Source organism: Pseudomonas sp. NPDC078700, assembly GCF_044542375.1.
Taxonomy (GTDB): domain Bacteria; phylum Pseudomonadota; class Gammaproteobacteria; order Pseudomonadales; family Pseudomonadaceae; genus Aquipseudomonas.
In genome coordinates this window covers 960530-985215 of the sequence record NZ_JBITUI010000002.1, presented here as the reverse complement: position 1 = coordinate 985215, position 24686 = coordinate 960530, and the positions used below count along the sequence as shown (strand labels likewise).

Below are 24686 nucleotides of genomic sequence, written 5' to 3'. Positions count from 1 at the left end.
CAACACACCATTAGGAGTTTTCATGTTTGCCAATGCACCTTTCCCCTTGCGCTCATACCTTGCGCTTATGCTGCTCAGCCCGTCGCTGAGTTTGGCGGCCAATGAACCCGCTCAGCTACCTGACAGCGAAGTCACAGGCGCACCGCTACAGGCCCCTTTACCGACCACAACGCGTACCGATGCTGAAGAGCTGGATAAACGTTTTATCCGCAGTTTTGATGACCTTGGGCGGCGTTCGGAACCGGGTGTGAACTTCAACCGCAGCAATGAAAGCATCAATATTCGCGGGTTAGATCGTGATCGCGTTCTGACCACCATCGACGGTATTCGCGTGCCATGGATGACCGATGGAGCACGCAGCCAGGGGCCAACCGGTGGCGCTCAGGGGGGCTTGGATGCAATTGATTTCAATAGTTTGTCGGCGGTGGATATCGTCCGCGGTGCCAACTCCAGCCAAGCTGGATCAGGCGCACTTGGTGGCGCGGTGCAGTTATTCACACTCAACCCAGATGACCTCCTGAGCGAAGGCAAAGACTTCGCCACGCTCGCCAAAACAGACTACGACAGCGCAGACAATAGCTGGGGGCTCAATGCTGCACTGGCCGGTCGGTACAACAACACCAAGTGGTTGTTGCAAGCAGGTAAGCGCCAAGGTGACGAACTCGAAACCTCAGGTGATGACAATGTGCTGGGCACCCAGCGTACCGAGGCAAACCCCGCCGATGTCGACCGTCACAACACCTTGTTCAAACTGCAACAGGGCTTTGATGGCGGACACCAACTCGGTTTTACCGCGGAATACTTCAAGCGTGAAAATGACATCGACACCCGCACCGGCCAAGGCACCACCTACCTCGCCGGTGAGAACAGCACCCAAGAGGACACCAAGCGTCAACGCCTGTCTGTCGATTACGACTTCAAAGCACAAGACACTGACGGCTGGCTCGACCGCGCTCATGCAATCACCTACTGGCAAAAAATCGAGCGCGAAGACGATCAGGACGCCATACGAGGGCTCGACTCGCGCGCCGGCATTCCCGATTTTGTATTTCAAATGTTTGGCTTGCCCGAAAACCCCTACAAATACCCAAGCGGGGTGTTCCAGCGTAACAACCGGATCGAGAAGACCCTGTATGGCTTCACCGGTGAGGTCGGCAAAAAATATCAACTGGCCGGCCTGGATCACGACATCAGCCTGGGCGGTGAACTCTACTGGATCGAGACTGAACAAGCCTCCAAAGGCCAAGACAATTGCCCTGCCAATCTGGTCACACCATCCCCTGGATCACCGGTTTACATGGGGCCAAGCGCTTGCGACTTCCTGCATACCAATCAGGCTGACAGCCCTGAAGCCAAAGGTCGCCAATGGGCGATCTATGCCGCCGACGAAATAAGCTTTGCTGACGGCGTATTCAAACTGACGCCGGGCCTGCGTTATGACGCCTACAATGTTGAGCCAGATGCCGGCGGCGCTTACGCCAATAACGTCAACCCCAATAACAATGCTTCGCTCACCGACAGCGACGACAGCAAGCTCTCCGCAAGCCTATTGGCAACCTGGCAAGTGGCCGAACAAGCCTTGCTTTACGCCCAATGGGCGCAAGGTTTTAAAGCCCCGGATGCCACTCAGCTGTATATGAATTACGGTGCTTCAGGTACGTACCTGCGCGTTGGTAACCCGGATCTCAAACCAGAAGAAAGTAACGGCTATGAAGTCGGCGGCCAATTCGGCAACAGCCAACTGGGTGGCTCGCTGAGCCTGTTCGACAACCATTACAAGAACTTTATTGATGAAGGGGTCACCCTCGACAGTCAACAAATCGCCGACTTGGGCCTCGATGCCAGCGATTATCCATTCGGTGTCACCCGCACGGAAAACCGCGACAAAGTTCGTATCTATGGCGCAGAAGCAACTGCTCACTGGGGCTTTGCCCAAGACTGGAAACTTTGGGGAGCTGTTGCCTGGGCCCGTGGGGAAGACCGTAAAACCAATCAAGACTTAAACTCGGTTGCGCCATTGACCACTACTGTAGGCCTGAGCTACGAGCATGAGCGGTTTGGCAGCGACTTGATGCTGACTGCCGCCAGCGCACGTGACAAGGTTGAAACAGATGCCGACTTCAAAGCACCCGGCTATGGCGTCGTCGACATGACCGCTTACTGGCAGCCTGCGGCGCTTGATGGGGTCAAGTTACAAGCCGGCGTATTCAACCTGCTCGACAAGAAGTACTGGAATGCGTTGAACGTTCCAGACGGCGCGCTCGTCCAACCCGATGACTACTACAGCGAAGTCGGCCGCAGTGTGCGAGTGTCCGCGTCCTGGCAATACTAGCAATTACCTGGAGATGTGGATTGCCACCCGAGTTTGCAAATTGCGCAAGGATGCGCACCCTATTCTGCTCACCACCCATTGCGCGATAATGCGCGCTAATTGTGGAGAGTCTCATGATGTATTTATGCGCCAGCGAGGCGCTTGCGGAAAACCAGAGCCTTGGCTTTGAGGTTGCAGGGCAAAAACTCTTGATCGTGCGTAAGGACGCTCAGGTGCATGCCTACCACAACAGTTGCCCCCATCGCGGGGTGCCGCTGGAGTGGATACCCAACCAATTTCTCGACAGCAGCGCCAGCTTGATCCAATGCGCGACTCACGGCGCCTTATTTTTAATCGACTCAGGCGAGTGCGTAGCAGGCCCGTGCGCCGGGCAATCACTGGAGGCCTTAGCCTGCCAGGAAGATGATCAGGGTATTTGGGTCGATCTCGCAGAACATACTTTATAAGCTGAGCGCTTTACATCATCAGAGCCAAGGGCCGCACTACACGAATCCCCGTCGGGCTGATATCCACACCATAAGCCAAAACCTCAACGCCTGCCGCCTTGGCTTCGAGCAGGGCGGCGGCATATGCAGGGTCAATTTCGCTTGCCGCGCGCACCGCAGTGATGCCCGATAGATTGACACAATAAAGCTGCACAGCCCGCACGCCACTTCTGGCTAGCGTTGCCAATTCACGCAAATGTTTAGCGCCGCGCTCAGTACGTGCATCAGGAAAAGCAGCCACATCGGTATCAGCAAAGCCCAAGGTGACGCTTTTGACCTCAACAAAAGCAAAACCGTCGGGGTATTCAAGGCGAAAATCGATTCGGCTGCGCTCCTGCCCGTAAGGCACTTCGCGCTTGAGGGCTGTAAAACCATTGAGTTCGCTGATCACCCCGGCATTCAGGGCCTCTTCAACCAAAGCATTGGCTCGGGCGGTGTTGATACAAGCCAAGCGCCCATGGGGTGTCTCGCCAATCTCCCAACTACCGGGCAGTTTGCGCTTGGGGTCATTGGAACGGCTGAACCAAATCCTCGCACCTTCACCCATGCAATTGAGCATCGAGCCGGTGTTCGCGCAGTGGATGGTCAGCAACTCGCCACTTACGGTTTCAATGTCCGCCAAAAATCTTTTATAGCGACGCAGTAAACGCCCCTCTTCAAGTGGCGGATTAAACTGCATGCCCACTCCAACTTTTCAGGCCTCGGGCAATACGCTCTACCGCTTCTTGTAAGCGCGGCAAGCTTTGCGTGTAGGCAAAGCGTACATGCTGGCTGGCCTGATATCGGCCAAAATCCAGCCCAGGGGTGAACGCGATATGTTCGGTTTCAAGAAAATGCTCGCAGAAGGCAAAGGCATCACCGCCGAAAGCCGATATATCTGCATATAAATAGAAGGCACCCTCAGGTTCGACCGCAATCTTGAAGCCCAACTCACGCAGCGCCGGCAATAAAAAATCGCGGCGCTTGGCGAACTGCTCACGGCGTTGCTCAAGAATCTCGATAGTGGCAGGTTCAAAACAGGCCAGCGCTGCATGCTGCGCCATGCTTGGCGCACTGATGTAAAGGTTTTGTGCCAGCTTCTCAAGCTCAGGCACAGCAGCCTCAGGCGCAACCATCCACCCTAGACGCCAACCGGTCATGCCGAAGTACTTGGAGAAGCTGTTGAGTACAAAAGCATCATCGTCGACTTCAAGCACGCTGGCAGCTTCAACACCATAAGTCAGCCCGTGATAGATCTCATCGACCACCAAATGGCCGCCGCGCTGCTTAACGGCTTGTGACAGGCCAGCCAACTCTTCACGCTGCAAAATTGTGCCCGTCGGGTTAGCCGGGGATGCAACTAGGGCACCCACACTGGCAGTGTCCCAATGCCGCGCAACCAATTCAGGCGTGAGCTGATAACGCACATCTGGCCCTACCGGGACCAATTGCGCGGCCCCTTCGATCAAGCGAAGAAAATGCCGATTACAGGGGTAACCAGGGTCAGCCAACAACCAGTGCTTGCCAGGGTCAACCAACAAGCTGCTGGTGAGCAACAATGCCCCGGAGCCGCCCGGCGTGATCAGTATTCGCTGCGGGTCAATATTGAGCTGGTAACGCTGCGCATAGAAAGTCGAAATGGCCTCACGCAACTGCACAATCCCACGCGCAGGGGTGTAACGCGTATGCCCTGCGGCCAAGGCGGCCTGACCAGCCGCAACTATAGGGGCGGCAGTGGTGAAATCCGGCTCACCGATTTCAAGGTGGATAACGTCATGTCCCTGCGCTTGAAGCTGGTTCGCACGGGCTAACAACGCCATGACGTGGAACGGTTCAATCGCACGGCTGCGTGCACTGTATGGGTGGGCCATGGGACTGCCTTGGCAAGTAAACAAACGGTGGATTCTAACCAACCGGACGGCAAAACGGCAGCGAACTCGCCCTGAATCGCCTTAGACGAAATAAATTCATTTAAATCTGTTCTTTATTCCCTTCTTTCTCAAACAACCAGCAGAAATGGCTGAAAGCCATCTACGATAGGCTTCTGCCGCTGTTACAAAGCGGGATTACCAATAAAAACAGACGCCTATAAACCCATCAAGCAGATAAAACTGTCACGCTCTAGACAACCGGGAGTAGCGCGAAGGGTATTGATCTGGTAAGTTCGCCCGCTTGCAGCCGCAGGGCCGACCGAAAATCGGCTAATGGATATCATCCTGCGCAGTAGAATTGAGAAAGTGAGAGGCGGTCATCCATGCCCACCAAAGCAAAAGCAACAAGCGGTCAACTGATTCGTGGCTTCGAACCCTACCAGGAAACTAAGGGTGAAGAGTACATGGGTGAGCCAATGCGTGCGCATTTCACCGGCATCCTCAACAAGTGGAAGCTGGAACTGATGCAGGAAGTTGATCGCACTGTGCATCACATGCAGGACGAAGCAGCCAACTTTCCAGACCCAGCGGATCGTGCCAGCCAGGAAGAAGAGTTCAGCCTGGAACTGCGCGCCCGTGATCGTGAACGCAAGCTGATCAAGAAAATTGACGAAACCCTGCAGTTGATCGAAGACGAAGATTACGGCTGGTGTGAGTCATGCGGCGTTGAAATCGGCATCCGCCGTCTTGAAGCCCGCCCTACCGCAACACTTTGCATTGACTGCAAAACGTTAGCGGAAATCAAAGAAAAACAGGTCGGTTCCTGATCTGAAAAACGGGGTGCTAAGGCACCCCGTTTTGTTTCTCCCCCAGTGTCGTTTCAATCGCACACGCTCTCTAGCATGAATAACTCTGCCTACATTGGGCGCTTCGCCCCAACCCCAAGCGGCTATCTGCACTTCGGCTCCCTCGTCGCAGCGCTGGCGTCCTACTTGGATGCGCGTGCAGTCGGTGGGCGCTGGTTGGTACGCATGGAGGATCTCGACCCGCCCCGCGAAATGCCCGGTGCGCAAGCGGCAATCATGACCTCGCTAGAGAACTACGGCCTGGAGTGGGACGGCGAGCTTGTGCGCCAGAGTGAACGCCATGAACATTACCAGCATACTTTAGAGCAGCTTTTCAGCCAGGGCCTGGCCTATGCCTGTACCTGTTCACGCAAGCAGCTCGAAACCTACAACGGCGTTTACCCCGGCTTTTGCCGCAACCTCGGTAAGCCACTCGACGACGCGGCAATACGTTTGCGCGTGCCCGAACTGAGCTATCACTTTACGGACCGCGTGCAGGGCGAATTTCGCCAACACTTAGGCCAGGAAGTTGGTGATATGGTGATTCGCCGCCGCGATGGTTTATATGCCTACCAGCTAGCGGTGGTGCTTGATGATGCCTGGCAAGGCATTACGGATGTAGTGCGTGGTGCCGACCTGCTGGATTCAACACCGCGCCAACTGTATCTGCAGGAGCTGCTCGGTTTCGGCCAGCCACGCTACTTGCACGTGCCGCTGATTATTCAACCTGATGGGCACAAACTGGGTAAATCCTACCGTTCAGCGCCACTACAAGCCGAGCAAGCGACATCGCAATTGCTTCGCGCTTTGCGTGCCTTGGGCCAAGCCACACCAGCAGATGCCGTTGACTCACGCCCCGATGAGTTACTCAAGTGGGCCATCGAGCACTGGAACAGCAATCTGATTCCACGCACCCTAACCCTTGCCGAAGCCCAGTTGCGCTAGACCGCTAAGGTATACTCCCCTTCGCCATTTCTCAGATCCCTACACAGGTTGCCAAATGAAAGCCCAGCTCGAAGAATTGATCAGTAAAATTAGCTCGGGCTGCATGCTCCCAGAAGAAGTGGCCAAAATCGCTGATGAAGCAGCACAGGCTTATGCCGACCCGCAGGCTTTCCTCGTCGCCAACCCGGACATTAACTATGACGACAGCTTTCCCATCCCTTTAGGCGAATGGGTGGTGGTTGGCAGCTTGCCGGAAACCGTGCTTTTTCAGGCCGACAGCTATGACGTGCTGTTCCAGCAGATTGTCGACTCGTTCGGGCCGCAAGTCAGCTTTGTGCTCAAACCTAAGCAATTGGTAAAAGTTGAGCCGCTAAAAGCGCTTAACCGCATCCAGGTACAACTCAGCAGCCTGAGCCCTGAAACCCAGGGTTATGTGTTGCTAGATTTGAGCGAACCGCTGGATGACGAACTGCAAGCGGTGTTGGTTTACAGCAGCGACCTGGAGCGCGTCATGGCCCTGGCGGTTGAAGCGGGCATCTACGCAGCTCCAGCCTACGAAGCGCTGAAAGCCGCACAAGCCGAAGAGTAAGCAGCGACTGCATAGGCGCAGCCGCTTAGGCAACGTACAGCTAGAGCTTTCCGCCTAACGCACGGAGAAATAACTGGCTGTACTGCGCAGCGCTGAACGCAATAGGGTTAGTGCCTGCTGAAGCGTCGGCCTGAGCCATATTCCCGACGCGTTCAATCTGCATATCGTCGATCCCAATCTCGACCAGACTGTGTGGAATACCCACCTCCTCCCGCAGCGCCAACACCCAGTCGAGCACCCCGTTAAAACTCAGATCCGACAAGTTCAGATAACGCGCCAGCTTGTCCATCTGATCTGTGATTTTGCTCTTATTGGCTTGCAGTACGTAGGGCATCAATACGGCGTTGAGCAAACCATGATGCGCGTCATACAGCGCACCGAGTGGATGCGCCAAGGCATGCATGGCACCCAGCCCACGTTGAAATGCCGTCGCGCCCATGCTTGATGCCACCAGCATTTGCAGGCGCGCCTCGACATCTTCGCCCTGGGCCACCGCACGCGGTAAGAACTGCTGGATCATACGCATGCCTTCAAGCGCGATGCCCTCGGCCATAGGGTGAAACAGCGGCGAGCAATAGGCTTCAAGATTATGCGACAGCGCATCCATACCGGTCGCCGCAGTGATTCTAGGGGGCAACCCAAGCGTTAACTCCGGGTCGAGAATCACCACTGCTGGCAGCATCCGCGCATGGAATATGATGCGTTTGATGTGCGCATCGGCGTCAGTAATCACCGATGCCCGCCCGACTTCGCTACCCGTGCCTGCAGTCGTGGGCACAGCAACCACCGGGGCCATGCCCGCCACATTGACTCGATTGCAGTTGTCGCCAATGTCTTCGAAGTCCCAAAGCGGCCGATCTTGCCCAACCATCAGGGCAATGGCTTTACCGGCATCCAGCGCGGAGCCTCCACCGAAGGCAATCACGCCATCATGCCCACCGGCTTTGAACGCGGCGACGCCAGCCATGACATTGCCCCCCGTCGGGTTACCTTTAATCGCCGAGAACACATTCGCCTTAAGCCCGCTATCACGGCATTGAGCAAGCGCAGCGTCAATCATCGGCAGCGCGGCAAGCCCGGGGTCGGTCACCAGTAAAGGAGCCTGCATGCCCAGACCACTACAGGCTTGCGCTAATTCCGCGATACGCCCAACACCCACACGCATTGCGGTTGGGTAATTCCAGTTCATCCGGTACTGATCAAGATTCATTTCAACCTCACAACTGGGTTTTGAAATGGAAGGATTTCGGACGGGTCAATTGCTCAAAGCCGACACTGGACAACGTACAACCGCGCCCAGAGTTTTTCACCCCAGTCCACGCCAGCGCGGGGTCGAGATAGTCACACCGGTTGAGAAATACCGTGCCTGCTTGCAGTTGATCAGCCAGCGCCATCGCGGCTTCAGCATCGCGACTAAAAATCGCTGCGGTCAGGCCAAACTCACTGTCGTTCATCAGCGCGAGGGCTTCTTCATCATCGCGGACTTTTTGTACCCCCACCACCGGGCCAAAGGACTCTTCAGTCATGACCCGCATGCTGTGATCAACATCTGTTAGCAGTTGCGGGGCCATGTAGGCCGAACCGCGTTGATCCATCTCGAAATCCACAGGGTCAATATGGGCAGTGGCACCTTGGCGTGTAGCCTCTTCGATTTGCCCACGAACAAAATCGGCGGCCTGGGGTTTGACCAAAGGCCCCAAAGTGGTGTCCGGATCATCCGAGCGACCCAGCTTGTAGGTGTTGACGAGCGCCACCGCTTGTTTGACAAAATCTTCGTACACCGCCTCATGCACATAGATGCGTTCGATACCGCAACAGGATTGGCCGGAATTGAAAAATGCTCCATCAATGGTGGTTTCGACCGCATGGGTTACGTCCGCATCTTCGCGAACATAGGCAGGGTCTTTGCCGCCAAGCTCCAAACCAGTACTGATAAAGCGCCCCGCTGCCGCTCGCTCAACCATTGCCCCACCCGGCACAGAACCGGTAAATGCGACATGCTGCACGGCAGGTGCCGCAATCAGTTTTTCAGTGTCCTCGTGGCTTAGGTGCAGGTACTGGAAAACGCCATTGGGCAGCCCGGCCTCACGGAACGCCGCGACCATGCGCTCAGAGCAGAGCGGAGTCTGCGCCGAGTGCTTGAGCAATACCGTATTGCCAGCCAATAGCGCCGGTACAACGGCATTGACCGAAGTAAGATAAGGGTAATTCCACGGGGCAATAACCAGCGCAACACCCAGTGGCTCGCGACGGATAAATCGGGTAAAGCCTGTTTTCTCAGGTAACTGAATATCAGCCAAAGCCTGTTCGGCAATATCGGCCATGTAAGTTGCACGTTCGACAAAACCTTTGATTTCACCCGCCGCGTAGCGAATAGGACGCCCCATCATCCAGCTCAATTCTTGCGCCAACAGGCCTTCTTTGGCACTGAAACCCTCGATGGCTTTACGGACAATGGCAATGCGTTCACTTAAGGCCGTCTGCTTCCAGAGTTGGTGAGCTTTTTGCGCATGGGCCAGCGCGCGTTCTATTTCATGAGAGGATGCTAATTCACGCTCGACGTAGACCGAGCCGTCAATCGGTGAAATACACTTCAACGTTGCCATAAAACACTCCAAACATTTCCCGAGCCTGACCGCCTTGGGGCAGGCGCAAATGTGCTCGCAACAGGGCTAGATAATTTCAAAGTAGCGCTCCAGCTCCCAATCGCTGACGTGTCGACGGTACTCGCGTTCTTCCCACTCACGGCTTGCGGCAAAGTGCTCGACAAATGCATCGCCAAACATTTCCCGGGCAGCCGTGGAGGCTTTCAAGCGCTGCGCGGCGTCCCATAACGTGCGGGGTAGAGCCAAATGCTCAGGGTGCTTTTGCTCATAGGCGTTACCCTCGACAGGGTCCGTCGGTTGCCACTTTTGCATCACCCCATACAAGCCCGATGCCAGGGCCACGGACAATGCCAAATACGGATTGGCATCTGCTGCACCAAGGCGGTATTCCTGGCGCTGTGATTTGTCGCTGCCGGGAATCACGCGCAAGGCAGCCGTACGATTTTCGACGCCCCAAGTGGCATCGGTCGGTGCCCAGAAACCAGGGATCATCCGTCGATAGCTATTAAGGGTGGGTGCAACCATGCACAAGAACTCGGGCATCAAGCGTTGTTGCCCCGCCAGAAACTGGCGTTGCACTTCGCTCATGTTGTGAGCTTGGCTGGAGTCAAAAAATGCCGACTGCCCATCACCCCGATTACGCAGCGACACATGAATATGGCCGCTTTGCCCCGGATACTTACCAGACCACTTGGCCATGAAGGTCGCCATCAAGCCGTTACGTTGCGCCAAGACTTTCATAAAGGTTTTGAACAGCGCGCCTTTGTCGGCAGCGTCGGCGGCGTGATCATAAGCAATCGCGGCTTCCAGCACGCCCGGCCCGGTTTCGGTGTGCAGGCCTTCGATGGGAAAATCCATGATCTCGGACATTTCCAGGATCTGCTGATATAGCTCGGCATGCACTGAGTTGCGAATCATCGAGTAACCGAACCAATCCGGTGTAAACGGCTTGAGGTTGCGATAGCCCTTCTCGCGCACCGACTCGGGCGTTTCATCGAACATGAAAAACTCATATTCAAGCGACGCGAATGGATCAAAGCCCATGTCTTGGCAGCGCTTAATCACCTTACGCAAAGTACCGCGTGGACAAACGGCTTCGGCTTGCTTGTCGAACTCAGCAAGAAACAACAGCATGCCATTTTCAAAAGGAATATCGCGGCAGGTATTGGGCAGGATTCGCACCGGCGCATCGGGGTAACCGCTGTGCCAACCGGTGTAGCTGGCGTTGTCGTAGAGCTGGTCTTTGACATCCCACCCGAGCACAACATCGCAAAATGCAAAACCATGCTCCAGCGACGAATAAAACTTACTACGGCTCATGTACTTACCGCGCATGACACCGTCGTTATCGAACAAACCGACTTTAATGTGACTAAGGTTTCGCTCCTCGATAATGCGCTTGGCATCCTCGATGGTCTTCACATCCCGCGGATTGAGCATGACGCCCCCTGTTTAATTGTTATGGCCGACATCCAGTGTCAGCTTGGCGAACGCATTAACTAGGTACATAACTGGAGCAGCCTGATTGGGCATTAAACGCACAACGCCTGAGCCCGCTAGGCGGCGGACTCAGGCGTTATTTTTCACAGTTACCGGTACGGCGAGCCAGCCTTGGCCATCAGGGCGTTGTACTTTTTGAAGATCTCAACCACCTTGGCGCAGCGCGGGCTGGTCTTGGCGATCTCGTCCCAGAAAACTTGCGCTTCGTCCTCTACTTTTTTCCACTGCTCAGGTGGGATGCTGGTGAGCTGCATTTTGCTGCCCTCAACCCGCAACTGCGCTTCGCCGCCCCAATACCAGTGTTGGCGGTAATAGTTGGAGCTGTCCATGCACAGCTTGAACAAGGTTTTCAGGTGCTCTGGAACCTCTGCCCACTTTTCGGAGTTGGCGAAGTAAGAGCCACACCACGCGCCTGAAATGTTATTGGTCAGGAAGTACTTGGTTACGTTAGCCCAGCCGACGGTGTAGTCCTCGGTAATGCCCGACCAGGCAATGCCGTCAAGCTCACCTGTTTGCACCGCCACCTCGACATCTTCCCAAGGCAGCGTCACGGGAATCACGCCAAAGCGTGACAGGAACTTACCCGCGGTTGGAAAGGTAAAAATGCGCTTACCTTTGAGGTCATCCAGACTCTTAATCGGGTCTACCGTTGCGAAGTTGCACGGGTCCCAAGCACCCGCACCGAGCCAAGTCACGCCCTCGACTTCGCCGTATGCCTCCTCCCAAATTTCATTGAGGCCGTACTGCTCAAACAGCACAGGCACATCCAGGCTGTAGCGCGTGGCAAACGGGAAATAGCCGCCAAACACAGCGACATCAACCGGGGCGGCAATTGAGTCGTCATCACTCTGCACGGCATCAATGGTGCCGCGCTGCATGGCGCGGAACAATTCGCCTGTCGGGACCAACTGATCGGCAAAGTACAACTGGATCTCCATCTGCCCATTAGCGGCTTTGTTGAAGGCATCGATAGAGGGCTTGATTACGTGTTCAGCCAGCGCCGGGCCGGCGTAGGTTTGCAGTCGCCAGGTGATCTTTTTGGGTTCAGCTGCGTAAATATGGGCAGACCCCAGTGCCGTGGCCCCAACCGCGCCGGTAGTCACTGCCGCTGTCTTCAGGAAATCGCGTCTCGTACTCATGCTGTGCTCTCCAAGTGTCAATTCAGATGCAATACAACCGCAGATTGGCGTCCACGCTTCGCAAACTCCTCAGGCGAACGCTCGTTATAAGGCTGGCGAACATTCGCTAACCCCGGTGTGCGCACAACCTGAACAACGCGCACGAGTTTTCTGAAGCAATCCCTAACGCGCGTAATGCCATTGCGGCAGCCACAAGGCTATTTGCGGGAACACCATCACCAACACCAACGCCAGAATCATGATCAGCACGAACGGCGTGACCGACACATAAATGTCGCGCAAGGTGACTTCAGGCGGTGCCATGGCACGCATCAGAAATAAGTTGTAGCCGAACGGAGGCGTCATATAGGCAATCTGGCAGGTGATGGTGTAGAGCACGCCGTACCAAACCAAGTCAAAGCCTAAAGCCCCCACCAATGGCACATATAACGGCGCAACGATCACCAGCATCGCCGTGTCGTCGAGAAACATGCCCATGAGAATAAATGAGACCTGCATCATGATCAGTACCTGCCAAGGGCTCAGATCCATGCGATCAACAAAAAAGGATTCAATCGCCTTGACCGCACCTAAGCCATCAAACACCGCGCCAAAGCACAATGCCGCAAGGATTATCCACATGAACATGCAGCTAATGGCCAAGGTTTTGCGCAGGGTTTCTTCCATCACCACGCGATTTAAACGGCGCTTGAACAATGCCGCCAAGGTCGCTGCAGCAGCCCCCACCGCCGAACTTTCGACCAAGCTGGTGATGCCCATTAGAAACAAACCGGTCATGCTGAAGAAGATGAACAGGGGCACGATCCCGGCTTGCAGCAAACGAATTTTCTCGCCCCAAGTAATGTCCTTGCGTTCCTCCACGCTAAGCGCCGGACCAAGCTCAGGTTGTAAGCGGCAACGAATCGCGATGTACAAGACGAACAGCCCAGCCATCAGCAACCCGGGAAACACTCCGGCCAACCACAGTTGGCCAACAGGCTGGCGGGCGATCATGCCGTAGAGCACCAGCACCACACTGGGCGGTATCAAAATCCCCAGAGAACTGCCGGCCTGGATCACCCCAGTGACCATGATCTTGTCGTAACCCCGACGCAGTAGTTCTGGCAGCGCGATGCTTGCGCCAATGGCCATGCCGGCAACGCTCAAGCCGTTCATTGCCGAAATAGCCACCATCAGCGCGATAGTGCCAATGGCCAAACCGCCGTTCAGTGGCCCCATCCACACGTGGAACATGCGATACAAGTCCTCGGCCAAACCAGACTCGGAGAGCATGTAACCCATAAACACAAACAGTGGCAACGTCAGCAGCGGATACCACTTCATCAGTTTCATGGCGGCGCTAAATGCCACTTCAGAGCCACCGTCCCCCCACAAAAACAACGCCGCGACAACGGCGACAAAGCCGATGGCACCAAATACCCGTTTACCGGTGAGCAAGAGCAACATCATTGAGGAAAACATCAGCAACGCGATGAGTTCATACCCCATTACAAGGTCTCCCCACGCGCGGCTGCAACATCTTTGAAAAAGGTGGCGATTGCCTGCAAAAGCATCAGCAGGATGCCGATGCACATGACTATCTTGATCGGCGCCATTGAGGGTGACCACGCCGAGTAGCTGGTCTCTTTATATTCGAGGGCATACGCCGTTGAGGAAATACCGCCGTACAACAAGAACACCAGATAGAAGATCAGCAACACCACAGTGAATGCATCGACCAATGCGCGAGTGGTCGGCGACCAGCGGCTGTAGATAAGGTCCATGCGCACATGTGCATCCAACTGCATCGAATAAGCCCCCCCAAGCAGAAAGTAGGCGACCATCAAAAACTGCGCGCTCTCAAGCGTCCATGCCGCAGGCTGGAAGAAGGTTTTACTGATAGATGAATACAACAAGACGCCCAACATGGCGAAAATCAAGTACATCGCAAACCGGCCAACGAGCCGATTGATTTTCTCCACTCCCCTGACATAGCCACAGATAAGCCTACGCATGGCGATCCCTGCTTTCTGGTTATTACCCTCTAGACTAGTCGAGGATCAGATAAAGCCAACTCGGGCCACTCAATACGCGAGCAGCCAAGTACATTCTCGGTGCGATTCACCCACCGGGCAGCGCTAATCCACTCAATCAATATAGCCTTATTCCCCAAGAAAGCTGGATAGCGCAGCGCTGGTACGTAGCGGGTCTTCTTCTTGCGGAACGTGGCCGAGGTCTTCAAATATCACCCAGCGACTTCCGGCAATATCCGTGGCAAAGCGCTCTGCATTAGCCACTGGAATCAAACGATCCTCGCCGCCCCATATGATCAGAGTTGGCACCTGTAATTGTTTTATTTGCTCAAAACTATCGTTACCAACCTGTTTGAAACGCTCAACCAACGCCTGACGATTCCCCTCACGCCGGGTCAGTTGGTAATACCGATCAATCAGCTCATCAGTAACCTTGGCCGGGTCCCCATAGACGTTACGCACGCTTGACTCAATCATCTTTCGCGGCAGGATTTTAGCCATCAAAGGTGCCAGAACTGGGTTCTGCGCCAGCCAAAATCCCAGCGGTACAGACTCTGATTGACGCGGATAGCCCGCCGCATCTATCAACACCAAGTGCCCAACCTTTTGTGGCTGCTTCAAGGCAAATAACCAAGCCAACTGGCCACCAAAACTATTACCGACCAAGGTCACCCGTTGCAGTTTTAACTGGGCGAATAGCTGCTCAAGAAAATGCTGGTAATGATCAACACTGTAATCACCGTCTGGAAATGGGCCGGTCAAGCCAAAGCCTGGCAAATCAATACTGATAACGCGGTGCTTGGCCTTAAGCTGCTCAACCCAGCCTTGCCAAGTGTGCAAACTCGCAGAGGTGCCATGCAGCAGTAATAGCGGTTCTGGGTCATCGCGTGGGCCTTGATCACGAAGGTGCACCTGCATGCCATCGATACTGACAAAGGTCGAAGGCGCAGGCGCCCAACGTGCCTTCAGCTCATCAAGTGGTAGGTCAGGCGCCCAGTTAAGCGCGATGAAGCCAACCAGGAATAAGCTGAACATCAGGACAAGACCGCGCAAAACTTTTATCAGTCGGCGCATTATTTATCCTTAGATTGAGCAAGCTCAGGGGCTGTATGGAGAAAGCCATCACAACCCGGCGTCGCGCAAACGCTGCGCATGTTCCACATAAAGTCTCACAGGATCAGCCCCTTTACCGACTAGACCAAAGGTCTGGTTGATAATATCGAAATGATCAAGCGGAAAATCATCGCCAATCACGGTACCTAAGTGCGAGCTAAAACGCCCCACCATCCCATCGCACTGGCCTTTTTCCCGACGAAAAGTTTTGGCAAAGATTCGGCACGCCCGATTTGGGCCATCGAAGCGATTCCCCCCGCGATTAGTGATCCCCGGTTGCAGCGTACCTGACCACGAATAGTAGCGGACGCCATTGACCTCGGCTGCGCCCTGACCACCCCAAACCGGAGGTAAGCCTTGCGGGTATTTGCGATTAAACTCTGCGACACCGGCGCTGGTTAATGAACCATGGGCAGCGCCAATGTCGACCGGTAAAGGCGGCCCTTTATAGCCCTGTTCAAGCCACCCCATCACCCGTACAACGCCACGCAGTAAAAGACGCATGCACCTCTCAGTAAAACTGCCTGCAGCCGCCTTACGGGCCAGATAATCGCCTAATTCAGAGCCATGATTGGGCCCTGCAATTGAGGTCACAGAGGCGACCCACTCAGGATGTAACGCAGCCGCATAGCGTGCGGTTAAAGCCCCTTGGCTATGCCCCAGAAGGTTGACTTTTTCAGCCCCTGTTTTGGCCAGCACATCACGGATATGCGCCAACAACTGCTCGCCTCGCAGCTCGCTTGAGTTGAGTGGTGAAACCTGCACCGCATAGACCTTGGCACCTACCGCACGCAGCGCACGGGGAATCCCATACCAGTAGGGATATCCGAGCAAGCTCACATAGCCCAACATTCCTGGTACCAAGATCAGGGGATAGCGCACAGTCGGAGATTGGCTCATCACCTGACGTCCTTATTCCAATTAAATGAAAAGAATCACGGTGAAAGGCCCGTGTAGCAGGCACGTTTAAATGCCGCACGACAGATGCCGAGTTCTAGCTTAGCTGACCTGGATAAGAACAGTATCAGCACAGTCGATGAATACTATTAAAGCCCTCAAGTTCTTATTTCCAGCCATATCTCTAGTATTGACTCCTGTAAGCATCACACACCCAATCAAGGAGTCAGTCATGAAAAGCAAACTCGCTATCAGCTTGGCCTTGAGCCTATTCGCTGCAAACGCATTCGCACTACCAAGCTTCAGCCCACAACCGCTGTTAAGCGAACAGAAAGACAGCCAGGAAGTAATCACGATTCTGGATCCCTTGGCTGAGAATGGATCATCTCGCACACCTGGGGCTCAGTTTCGGGTCGCTGAGGGTGGAGCCCAGCGCACGCTGGATGCCCGCACCACAGGCTAACCCGACAAGAGTGCCAGTTTATATGACGAACAGAACCCAAACAGGCAGCGTCAGTGCTGCTAAAACGGTGGATAAAAACACCGTGGAACTGACGCTGCGCACATCTTCCTGAGTTTTTGCAAACCCAAGAATATTCACCCCACTCGGGCATGCAGCCATCAACACCAGCACGCTACGTGCGCCATCGCTAAGTTGAGGCAGCAGGCCGCTGAACCACCAGACCAGAGCCGGGAATATCACCAACTTGGTGACTGTCAGCGCCAACACGCTGTTGCTCGGACGTAATCGAAAGCGCGACAAGCTCGCGCCCAATACAATCAACGCACAAGGCAAGGCAGCCTGGCCTAACCAGGTGACCATTTTCCACAATGGCTCTGGAGCAACCCAACCCGACAGATTAAGCAGTGCGCCTAACAGCAGGCCGATAATCATTGGGTTCGCCAAATTTTTCAGCAATGCACCCACATTGACTCGCTCTGGGCTGCCGAACGCGGCATAGAAACTCTGCATCGAGAACAACGTGAGGCTGTGAAACACCAAAACAGCGAACAGGTAGACCAGACCGTCATGCCCCATCAATGTTGTGACGATGGGGATGCCGACCAGTACGTTATTCGAAAAAGCGGCCGCTAGGCCAAGCGGTGACGCGATACCGCGCTGACGATGAACGATAAAGTTGACGGCACCAAACACCACCACCACGGGCAAAAAATAGGCGAGTAGCAGGGTAATCGACAAGCCATCCGCTAGCGGCGCTTTGGCGATCCCGGCAAACAACAGCGTTGGCATAAACAGCTTGAAGGTAATATTGGCCAGCCCAGTGGCAGTTTCGACACTTAACCACTGACGCCAGCCCAACAAGTAACCCAGTACGATCAAGCCAAAGATTGGCAAAATTGCAAGAACAGCAGGCATATTCCCAAGGCTCCTCAACTACTTGATAACTGCATGACGCGCCCTGACGTGCCAGCTAGAGAGCCTTCAAGCATACCTGCGACACATTTATAATTCGATGGTATTCCAATTCCAGCGCACAACTTATAAAGCGATCTAGAGTCATATAACTTGAGCACTTGTTTTGATTTTCGACGGGAGAACAACATGAATAAGAACGTTCTAGGCGTTGCCTGCGTAATCACTGCCCTCGCTGGATTGTCAGGTTGTGCTGGAGACAAGCCGGAAAACCCGGTTGATTACTTCACATTCAATGACCAGCCATTGGTTCGAGATGTGGTTGATGACATGACTAAAACCGAAGTATTGCGGGTAGGCGGCCAGCCCTCAACCGAGATTACCCGTAGCGTTGAGCCAGGTACCTGTAACAATTACGTGCTTAATAACGATGGTCACCAGCAGCCGTACTATGTCAGCTTCAATTCGGCAAACCGGGTAGACAGCAAAGGCTTTATGACCTGTCAGCAAATGGAAGAAAATGCGCGATCTCGTGCACGAGTACTCGGCTACTGATCCAACCTCAAAGGTCGTAAGTCGTTTCTTATTAACGACTTGATCAATGCTGCACCTCATACGCGCAGCAGGCACAATCACGCTAGAATCGACGCCCTGGCGAGCCATTTGCTAAAGTGGCTGCATTCTTCCGGAAGTCTTAGCTGATGCAACCTCGCGCCGAACAAAAACTGCAAACCCGCCACGCCCTGATGGACGCGGCGCGCAGCCTGATGGCGGGTGGCCGGGGCTTTTGCAGCCTGAGCCTACGTGAAGTCGCACGTGCAGCCGGTATTGTGCCGACAGGATTTTATCGCCACTTTCAAGATATGGATTCATTGGGCTTGGCCCTGGTAGCTGAAGTGGGCGAGACCTTTCGCGGCACCATTCGCAAGGTGCGACACAACGAGTTCGAGCTGGGCGGCTTAATCGACGCCTCAGTGCGCATATTTCTTGATGCTGTAGATGCCAACCGACCGCAGTTTATCTTTCTTGCTCGCGAGCAGTTTGGCGGCTCATTGCCGGTGCGCCAAGCCATTGGCACGCTGCGCGGTCGTATCATGGCCGACCTCGCCGCGGACCTTGCGTTAATGCCCAAACACCAGCATCACGGCAAAGAAGAACTGGACCTGCTCGCAGACATGATCGTCAAAACCGTGTTTGCCACCCTGCCTGAACTGATCGATACCCCGCCCAACCCTCTACCCGCTCACCTGCAGCCGGCCGCTAAAATGATTGAGCAACTCCGGGTTATCTTCATCGGCGCAAAATACTGGCACGTCCCCGGATCTCAGCCTTCGGCCAGACACCTGAGGCGCACCAAAGTGGCGCAGTAATTCTTCAGGCGCACCAAATAAAACCTGACTAACGCATCAAAATCACCACGCCCACGCTACAACCCGCACCAATTCAGCGCTATACCGCTTTGGCAAGCCCCTTGCTCTATAACGCTGTATTGTCCTGCTGGAACTTTACACATGCTGGTGATTCATCAACGTATCAAGCCCCAAGAAAAATGGGATGCCGAGCTGCTGCTCACCTTTGAGGCGCGCAGTAAAAGCCGCCTGCGCTGCTTCACCACAACGGGCGAAGACGTCGGCCTGTTTCTTGAGCGCGGCCAACCTCCATTGCACCATGGCGAGTGCCTGCAAGCTCAGGATGGGCGGGTTATTCGCGTCAATGCACGCCCCGAAGAACTGCTGCATGTAACCTGCTCCAGTCCACTTGAGCTAATGCGCGCGGCATATCATCTGGGCAACCGCCACGTCGCCTTGCAACTGGGTGATGGTTGGCTGCGCCTACCCGACGACTACGTCCTCAAAGCCATGCTCGAACAGCTTGGCGCTAAGGTTGAGTTGATTGAAGCCCCTTATCAGCCGGAGCATGGCGCATATGGCGGTGGTCATCATCACTCCCATGCCGGCGAAGCCGAATTCAGCTATGCCCCACGTCTGCACCAGTTTGGTGTGCGCAAGTGAACAAAGCTTGGGCGCTGTTACGCTTGGCTAGCCCACAACTGCCTATTGGCGGCTACAGCTACTCACAAGGTCTGGAAATGGCCGTTGAGCAAGGCCTGGTCAATGATGCCACTAGCGCCCAACGCTGGATCAGCGACCAACTGCTGTGCAACCTCGCACGCTTTGAAGCCCCGCTCTTACTGGCTCACTGCCAAGCAGCAGCACGCGGCGACTGGCAGACCCTGAAGTTACTTTCGGAGCAGCACCGCGCCAGCCGTGAGACCCGTGAGTTACGCCTTGAAAGCCGGCAAATGGGGTACTCACTGCAGCAATTGTTGCAGGGCCTGCCCGAACTCGATCAGCCGGCACGTGAATTGTTTGAACAACAGCAAGAACCTGGCCTGGCGCTGGGCTGGGCCTTGGCTGCGCGAGCATGGCAAATCGACTCGCAAGATGCTTTGGCCGCATGGCTTTGGGGCTGGCTGGAAAACCAATTGGCGGTGCTGATGAAAACACTGCCTCTTGGCCAACAGGCCGCGCAACGCCTTACATCCGCACTCTTACCTGTACTCCAACAAGCACAGCAACAATGCAATCAAACTGAATCCGCTCACTGGGGCAGTGCCGCCTTTGGCTTGGCCCTGGCGAGCATGGCGCATGAGCGCCAATACAGCCGTCTATTTCGCTCTTAAAAGGAAATCCAAATGAATAGCCAACCTTTGCGCGTCGGTATCGGCGGCCCGGTCGGTTCCGGAAAAACCGCCCTGACCTTGGCGCTCTGCCTGGCCTTGCGCGAGCGTTACAACATCGCCGTGGTCACCAATGACATCTATACCCAAGAAGACGCACAGTTTCTGGTGCGCAACGAAGCACTGGCCCCAGAGCGAATCATCGGCGTTGAAACAGGCGGATGCCCGCACACCGCAATTCGCGAAGATGCCTCGATCAACCTTGAGGCAGTTGACCAACTGAATAAACGCTTCCCCGGTCTCGATGTGATTCTGGTGGAGTCTGGCGGTGACAATCTCTCGGCCACCTTCAGTCCCGAGCTTTCCGACCTGACGATCTATGTGATCGACGTCTCCGCTGGCGACAAGCTGCCACGTAAGGGGGGGCCTGGTATCTGCAAGTCTGACTTGTTGGTGATCAACAAGATCGACCTTGCTCCGCTGGTTGGCGCATCACTTGAGGTCATGGACCGTGACACCAAGAAAATGCGCGGTGACAAACCCTTTGTTTTCAGTAACCAAAAAATCGGCCAAGGCCTCGAAGACATCATCGCCTTCATCGAACGCCATGGCATGCTCAACGCTGCCTGACTTGAATACCCACAAGGATGCTTAACATGAACCTGCGTAAATCCCTGTTTGCCGCCGCCCTCTTCCTAACACCTGCGCTGGCATTTGCTCATCCCGGGCATCATGAGTCTGGTCTTATGGCGGGTCTCGCTCACCCAGTGTTTGGCCTTGATCACCTGCTGGCCATGTTGGCCGTCGGTCTCTGGGCTGCTCAACAGCAAGGTGCTGCACGCTGGACATTACCCGTGACCTTCGTCAGCAGCATGCTCATCGGTGGCGTACTAGGGTTCAATGGTGTTCAGATGCCGTTGATGGAAACGGCTATTGCCGGCTCTGTTCTCGCTTTCGGCGTACTGGTCGCCGTTGCTGCACGTCTGCCTGCCGCCTTTGCCCTGAGCCTGACGGCAGTGTTTGGCCTTAGCCACGGCATTGCTCACGGCCTGGAGCTGCCTGCCCTGGCGAGCCCGGCAACATACGCCATCGGCTTTGTTGCGGCCACCGCAGCATTGCATGCCAGTGGTTATGCAATGGTGCGTTTCCTGCCGCAAGCAGCGGCACCATTGATCCGTATTGCCGGTGCAGCTTCGGCACTCACCGGTGCATGGTTGCTGGCCAGCTGAGTCGCGACTGCCATAACAACCTACAGCTACAAGGCTGTAGGTTGCCCCGCTTTAATGTACGCAATTGTGCTCCAGTTCATCAGCCACACCCCCTTCAGTCTGTCATAGTCCGAGAGCACCCGGACTGGACTGAATCCTCATGTTGCGTGTCGCCCGTTTTCTAATCGCTCCTCTACTGCTCGTAGCCATTACCCTTACGGTATTAGTTCTCACCAGCAGGCCTGCACAAACACCGAAAGTACTCACCTCACTTGGCGATCAACCGCTGGTTATCGCCCATCGCGGCGGGCGCGGTTTATGGCCAGAAAACAGCCTGTTTGCCTTTCAGCGCGCCAGTGCGCTGGGGGTGGATATGCTGGAGATGGATGTTCGGCTTTCAAGCGATGGGCAAATCGTAGTGATCCATGACGCCACAGTAGACCGCACGACAAATGGCGAAGGCCCTGTGGACAGTTTCACCCTGGAGCAGTTACAGCAACTGGATGCTGGCTACAACTGGACCGCGGACGGCGGCCAAAGCTATCCGTACCGCAACCAAAGCATAACGATCCCGCAATTTGAGGCAGTGCTACAGGCCGAACCGACAATAGCCAAAGTCATTGAGCTAAAACTGGCCGGCAACGAACTTGTGGATAAGCTCTGCCAGAGCCTAAACGACTATAAGCAGCGCGACCGGGTGGTTATCGCCAGCTACTATGAATCCAGCTTGCAACGCCTACGCGAGCATTGCCCCGGTATAGCCACCTCGGCCAGCCCCAACTCGATACGATTGTTCCTGGCCATGAACTGGCTGGGAATTAGCTCCGCACTGTCACCCTCTTATCAGGTTGTGCAGATACCTCCGCGCCACAGCGGCGTTGAGCTTGCCAGCAGCGCATTGATCACGTCGGCCAAAGCACGTGGCCTCAGCGTGCAACTGTGGACAATTAACGAGCAGCCTGCCATGCGCAAACTCTTGGATGTGGGTGCCCAAGGCTTGATAACCGACTATCCGGACCGGGCGCTGCAATTATTAGGTCGATCAACACGCATTAGCGCACTCAGCGATTAGAGCGGCATCAACTTTGATCAAAAAACGTACAAAGCCTGCCACACCTAGTCCTGCGTAGCCCACAGCGCTTAACCCGCAGGTTATCCACAGAAGCTTACACAGAGAACTGGGATAACTGCATCCACCTAAGCTCCAAGCCCCTGAAATAATTGAATAATTTCTTGACTATTAGGCTCACTCGCAAAGTTTATAAACCTTTCAAATGGCTGTACAAAAAACGATCAACCAGTGAAAAGCCCCGCCATTACTGGGATGCAGGGATGCATACCCTAGTTATCAACAAGACTACCCACAGTTGTCGGGGACAACTGTTGATGAAGCACTGAAAAACATAACTAACTCACTGATTTCATTGCTTAACATGCATTGATCAAAAAACGTACAACAGGCCCTGAACCTAGTCCCACCTGACGCTGATCACTTAGCCCGCAGCTTATCCACAGAACACTGCACAGAGAAACTGGATAACTCTTGATACTTATTCACTGCAATCTTAGTCAGCGGGATAATAGCTTGACTATTGGCCGGAATTAACGTGCTGCAAGGGCCTTACAACAGGTGATCAAAAAACCAACAATCTCGTGTAGTGCTCGTAAATACTGGCCTCAAGCAATGAGCACACTAGTTATCAACAAGGCTACCCACAATAGTCGTGGACAACTTAGCCGGCGGCTAAAACACCCTTGAATAGTCCTGATTATTGATTAATTTACTGACACAGTAATAATTGGTCAAAAAACACACAACACTCTAAAGCCCGCGTATCCAGAGGGTTCTACGTCTTAACCCGCAGGTTATTCACAGCCCCCTCCACAGAGAAACTGAATAACTGCACAGAGAATGATTTTTCCCGGTTAAATAATTAATCATGTTCTAGACGAAGCCCAATATTTTCTCGCCACAAGCCCCTGATCAAAAAACGAACAACTCTCCACACCTGTTGTTTCCAGTGGGCTGTAGCAATACATACAATAGTTATCTACAGGCCTACCCACAGTAGCCGTGGACAACTTAATCGCTTGAGTTTCCCAGTTGATAACTGAACCTGTGGTTGATAAAGCCATTTTTAAAAAATATTGGTCATAAAATAAACAGTAGGCTGCAAGCCCCTAAGTACAGGGTGTGTAGCCTGATACGCCCATGTTACCCACAGTTCATTCCACAGTCTTTGTGCGCAACTACTGGGAAATGCTATTAGCCTGATCAATTGAATTAACAAGCCACCCGCAATGGCCAGGGTTAATCTTGTTTTATCAACAAGGAGCCCATTATGAACACCTCACAAACTCACCTAAGCCAATTACTGCACAGCCTGCTCGCAGCCTATGCGGGTGGTAACAGCGGCGTTTGCCCTGAGTAACAGGACGCGCCGTATACATAGTCTTGCACCCTCAATACCGCTAACCTGAGCAAACTATTTCTCAGGAGTACTGCCATGAGTTTGCGTTCGATCTGTGTTTTCTGCGGCGCGAGTACCGGGGCTAACCCCATTTACCGTGAGGCCGCAGTGAAACTGGGTCAGTACCTTGCCCAACACAATATTCGCCTGGTCTACGGCGGCGGCGCTGTAGGATTGATGGGCGTTGTTGCAGACGCCGCACTCGCCGCTGGCGGTGAAGTGATAGGCATCATTCCACAAAGCCTGAAACGGGCGGAGGTTGGCCACCAGGGCCTTACCCGGCTAGAAGTAGTTGATGGCATGCATGCACGAAAAGCACGCATGGCTGAGCTCAGTGATGCCTTTATCGCCCTTCCGGGCGGTCTGGGTACGCTTGAAGAGTTGTTTGAAGTCTGGACTTGGGCGCAGCTTGGTTACCATAACAAACCACTGGGCTTACTCGACGTTAACGGCTTCTACAGCAAATTAGGCGACTTCCTCGATCACTTGGTGGAGGAGCAATTCGTCCGCGCCAACCACCGCGCCATGCTGCAACTGAGCGAGACGCCTAGTGAGCTGCTTGAACACCTGGCCAACTGGCAACCCCTGGAAGCCCCGCGCTGGCATACCAGCAAGCCGGACTAGGCAAAAGCAAAACCA

At 54.5% G+C, this 24686-nt stretch carries 25 protein-coding genes; 14 read left to right on the top strand and 11 right to left on the bottom strand.

Annotation, left to right across the window (positions count from 1 at the left end; genetic code table 11):
* Nucleotides 1-22 precede the first annotated feature (22 nt).
* Together ACIGCM_RS10290 and ACIGCM_RS10285 are read left to right on the top strand one after the other, a co-directional pair.
* Nucleotides 23-2332, top strand: coding sequence for a TonB-dependent hemoglobin/transferrin/lactoferrin family receptor (locus ACIGCM_RS10290; protein WP_397501941.1), 2310 nt, complete (start codon nt 23-25; stop codon nt 2330-2332).
* A gap of 113 nt (nt 2333-2445) precedes the next feature.
* Nucleotides 2446-2778, top strand: coding sequence for a Rieske (2Fe-2S) protein (locus tag ACIGCM_RS10285; protein WP_397501940.1), 333 nt, complete (start codon nt 2446-2448; stop codon nt 2776-2778).
* Between the two features lie 10 nt (nt 2779-2788).
* Here ACIGCM_RS10285 and sfsA read toward each other — a convergent pair whose 3' ends face one another.
* Nucleotides 2789-3496, bottom strand: a complete 708-nt coding sequence (sfsA, locus tag ACIGCM_RS10280; RefSeq protein WP_397501939.1) for a DNA/RNA nuclease SfsA — start codon at nt 3494-3496, stop codon at nt 2789-2791.
* Nucleotides 3486-4667: a pyridoxal phosphate-dependent aminotransferase gene (locus ACIGCM_RS10275; protein ID WP_397501938.1), complete on the bottom strand. Its 1182-nt coding sequence runs from the start codon at nt 4665-4667 to the stop codon at nt 3486-3488. Before ACIGCM_RS10275 ends, sfsA begins: the two co-directional genes overlap by 11 nt.
* Nucleotides 4668-5050: 383 nt before the next feature.
* Between ACIGCM_RS10275 and dksA the strand changes: the two genes are divergently transcribed.
* The 3 genes from dksA (at nt 5051) to ACIGCM_RS10260 (ending at nt 7046) form a co-directional block, all read left to right on the top strand.
* A complete protein-coding gene (dksA, locus tag ACIGCM_RS10270; RefSeq protein ID WP_397501937.1) occupies nt 5051-5494 on the top strand; it encodes an RNA polymerase-binding protein DksA in 444 nt (147 codons plus the stop codon).
* A 75-nt stretch (nt 5495-5569) separates the two neighbouring features.
* Nucleotides 5570-6457, top strand: a complete 888-nt coding sequence (gluQRS, locus tag ACIGCM_RS10265; protein ID WP_397501936.1) for a tRNA glutamyl-Q(34) synthetase GluQRS — start codon at nt 5570-5572, stop codon at nt 6455-6457.
* A 55-nt stretch (nt 6458-6512) separates the two neighbouring features.
* Complete coding sequence (locus ACIGCM_RS10260; RefSeq protein ID WP_397501935.1) at nt 6513-7046, top strand: hypothetical protein; 534 nt, start codon at nt 6513-6515, stop codon at nt 7044-7046.
* 40 nt (nt 7047-7086) lie between these two features.
* Here ACIGCM_RS10260 and ACIGCM_RS10255 read toward each other — a convergent pair whose 3' ends face one another.
* From ACIGCM_RS10255 to ACIGCM_RS10220, 8 genes are all read right to left on the bottom strand, one after another.
* Nucleotides 7087-8256, bottom strand: coding sequence for an iron-containing alcohol dehydrogenase (locus ACIGCM_RS10255; protein WP_397501934.1), 1170 nt, complete (start codon nt 8254-8256; stop codon nt 7087-7089).
* 7 nt (nt 8257-8263) lie between these two features.
* A complete protein-coding gene (locus tag ACIGCM_RS10250; protein WP_397501933.1) occupies nt 8264-9652 on the bottom strand; it encodes an aldehyde dehydrogenase family protein in 1389 nt (462 codons plus the stop codon).
* Between the two features lie 66 nt (nt 9653-9718).
* On the bottom strand, nt 9719-11092 hold the full coding sequence (locus ACIGCM_RS10245; RefSeq protein WP_397501932.1) for a glutamine synthetase family protein: 1374 nt from the start codon (nt 11090-11092) through the stop codon (nt 9719-9721).
* Between the two features lie 149 nt (nt 11093-11241).
* On the bottom strand, nt 11242-12291 hold the full coding sequence (dctP, locus tag ACIGCM_RS10240) for a TRAP transporter substrate-binding protein DctP (protein WP_397501931.1): 1050 nt from the start codon (nt 12289-12291) through the stop codon (nt 11242-11244).
* Nucleotides 12292-12453: 162 nt separating this feature from the next.
* A complete protein-coding gene (locus ACIGCM_RS10235; protein ID WP_397501930.1) occupies nt 12454-13779 on the bottom strand; it encodes a TRAP transporter large permease subunit in 1326 nt (441 codons plus the stop codon).
* Nucleotides 13779-14285 carry a TRAP transporter small permease subunit gene (locus ACIGCM_RS10230; RefSeq protein WP_397501929.1) on the bottom strand — a complete coding sequence of 169 codons (507 nt, stop codon included), beginning with the start codon at nt 14283-14285 and terminating at the stop codon, nt 13779-13781. The genes ACIGCM_RS10235 and ACIGCM_RS10230 overlap by 1 nt, the downstream gene beginning before the upstream one ends.
* A 147-nt stretch (nt 14286-14432) precedes the next feature.
* Complete coding sequence (locus ACIGCM_RS10225) at nt 14433-15377, bottom strand: alpha/beta fold hydrolase (protein WP_397501928.1); 945 nt, start codon at nt 15375-15377, stop codon at nt 14433-14435.
* Between the two features lie 48 nt (nt 15378-15425).
* Complete coding sequence (locus ACIGCM_RS10220; RefSeq protein WP_397501927.1) at nt 15426-16316, bottom strand: esterase/lipase family protein; 891 nt, start codon at nt 16314-16316, stop codon at nt 15426-15428.
* A 229-nt stretch (nt 16317-16545) separates the two neighbouring features.
* Between ACIGCM_RS10220 and ACIGCM_RS10215 the strand changes: the two genes are divergently transcribed.
* The gene (locus ACIGCM_RS10215; protein WP_397501926.1) at nt 16546-16776 is read left to right on the top strand and encodes a hypothetical protein; all 231 of its coding nucleotides are present in this window, start codon (nt 16546-16548) and stop codon (nt 16774-16776) included.
* A gap of 18 nt (nt 16777-16794) precedes the next feature.
* Here the strand turns inward: ACIGCM_RS10215 and ACIGCM_RS10210 are convergent, their stop codons facing one another.
* Nucleotides 16795-17691: an AEC family transporter gene (locus ACIGCM_RS10210; RefSeq protein WP_397501925.1), complete on the bottom strand. Its 897-nt coding sequence runs from the start codon at nt 17689-17691 to the stop codon at nt 16795-16797.
* Nucleotides 17692-17877: 186 nt separating this feature from the next.
* On the opposite strand from ACIGCM_RS10210, the gene osmE reads away from it, so the two are divergent.
* The 8 genes from osmE (at nt 17878) to ACIGCM_RS10170 (ending at nt 24671) form a co-directional block, all read left to right on the top strand.
* Nucleotides 17878-18243 carry an osmotically-inducible lipoprotein OsmE gene (gene osmE, locus ACIGCM_RS10205; RefSeq protein WP_397501924.1) on the top strand — a complete coding sequence of 122 codons (366 nt, stop codon included), beginning with the start codon at nt 17878-17880 and terminating at the stop codon, nt 18241-18243.
* A gap of 146 nt (nt 18244-18389) precedes the next feature.
* The gene (locus tag ACIGCM_RS10200) at nt 18390-19058 is read left to right on the top strand and encodes a TetR family transcriptional regulator (RefSeq protein ID WP_397501923.1); all 669 of its coding nucleotides are present in this window, start codon (nt 18390-18392) and stop codon (nt 19056-19058) included.
* 141 nt (nt 19059-19199) lie between these two features.
* Nucleotides 19200-19700, top strand: a complete 501-nt coding sequence (ureE, locus tag ACIGCM_RS10195; RefSeq protein ID WP_397501922.1) for an urease accessory protein UreE — start codon at nt 19200-19202, stop codon at nt 19698-19700.
* On the top strand, nt 19697-20371 hold the full coding sequence (locus ACIGCM_RS10190) for an urease accessory protein UreF (RefSeq protein ID WP_397501921.1): 675 nt from the start codon (nt 19697-19699) through the stop codon (nt 20369-20371). The genes ureE and ACIGCM_RS10190 overlap by 4 nt, the downstream gene beginning before the upstream one ends.
* Nucleotides 20372-20383: 12 nt before the next feature.
* A complete protein-coding gene (gene ureG / locus ACIGCM_RS10185; protein ID WP_397501920.1) occupies nt 20384-20998 on the top strand; it encodes an urease accessory protein UreG in 615 nt (204 codons plus the stop codon).
* A gap of 26 nt (nt 20999-21024) precedes the next feature.
* Entirely contained in the window at nt 21025-21597 is a 573-nt protein-coding gene (locus tag ACIGCM_RS10180) for a HupE/UreJ family protein (RefSeq protein ID WP_397501919.1), read from the top strand.
* Between the two features lie 139 nt (nt 21598-21736).
* Nucleotides 21737-22648, top strand: coding sequence for a glycerophosphodiester phosphodiesterase (locus ACIGCM_RS10175; protein WP_397501918.1), 912 nt, complete (start codon nt 21737-21739; stop codon nt 22646-22648).
* A gap of 1435 nt (nt 22649-24083) precedes the next feature.
* Nucleotides 24084-24671 carry a TIGR00730 family Rossman fold protein gene (locus ACIGCM_RS10170; RefSeq protein ID WP_397501917.1) on the top strand — a complete coding sequence of 196 codons (588 nt, stop codon included), beginning with the start codon at nt 24084-24086 and terminating at the stop codon, nt 24669-24671.
* The last annotated feature ends 15 nt before the right edge of the window (nt 24672-24686 follow it).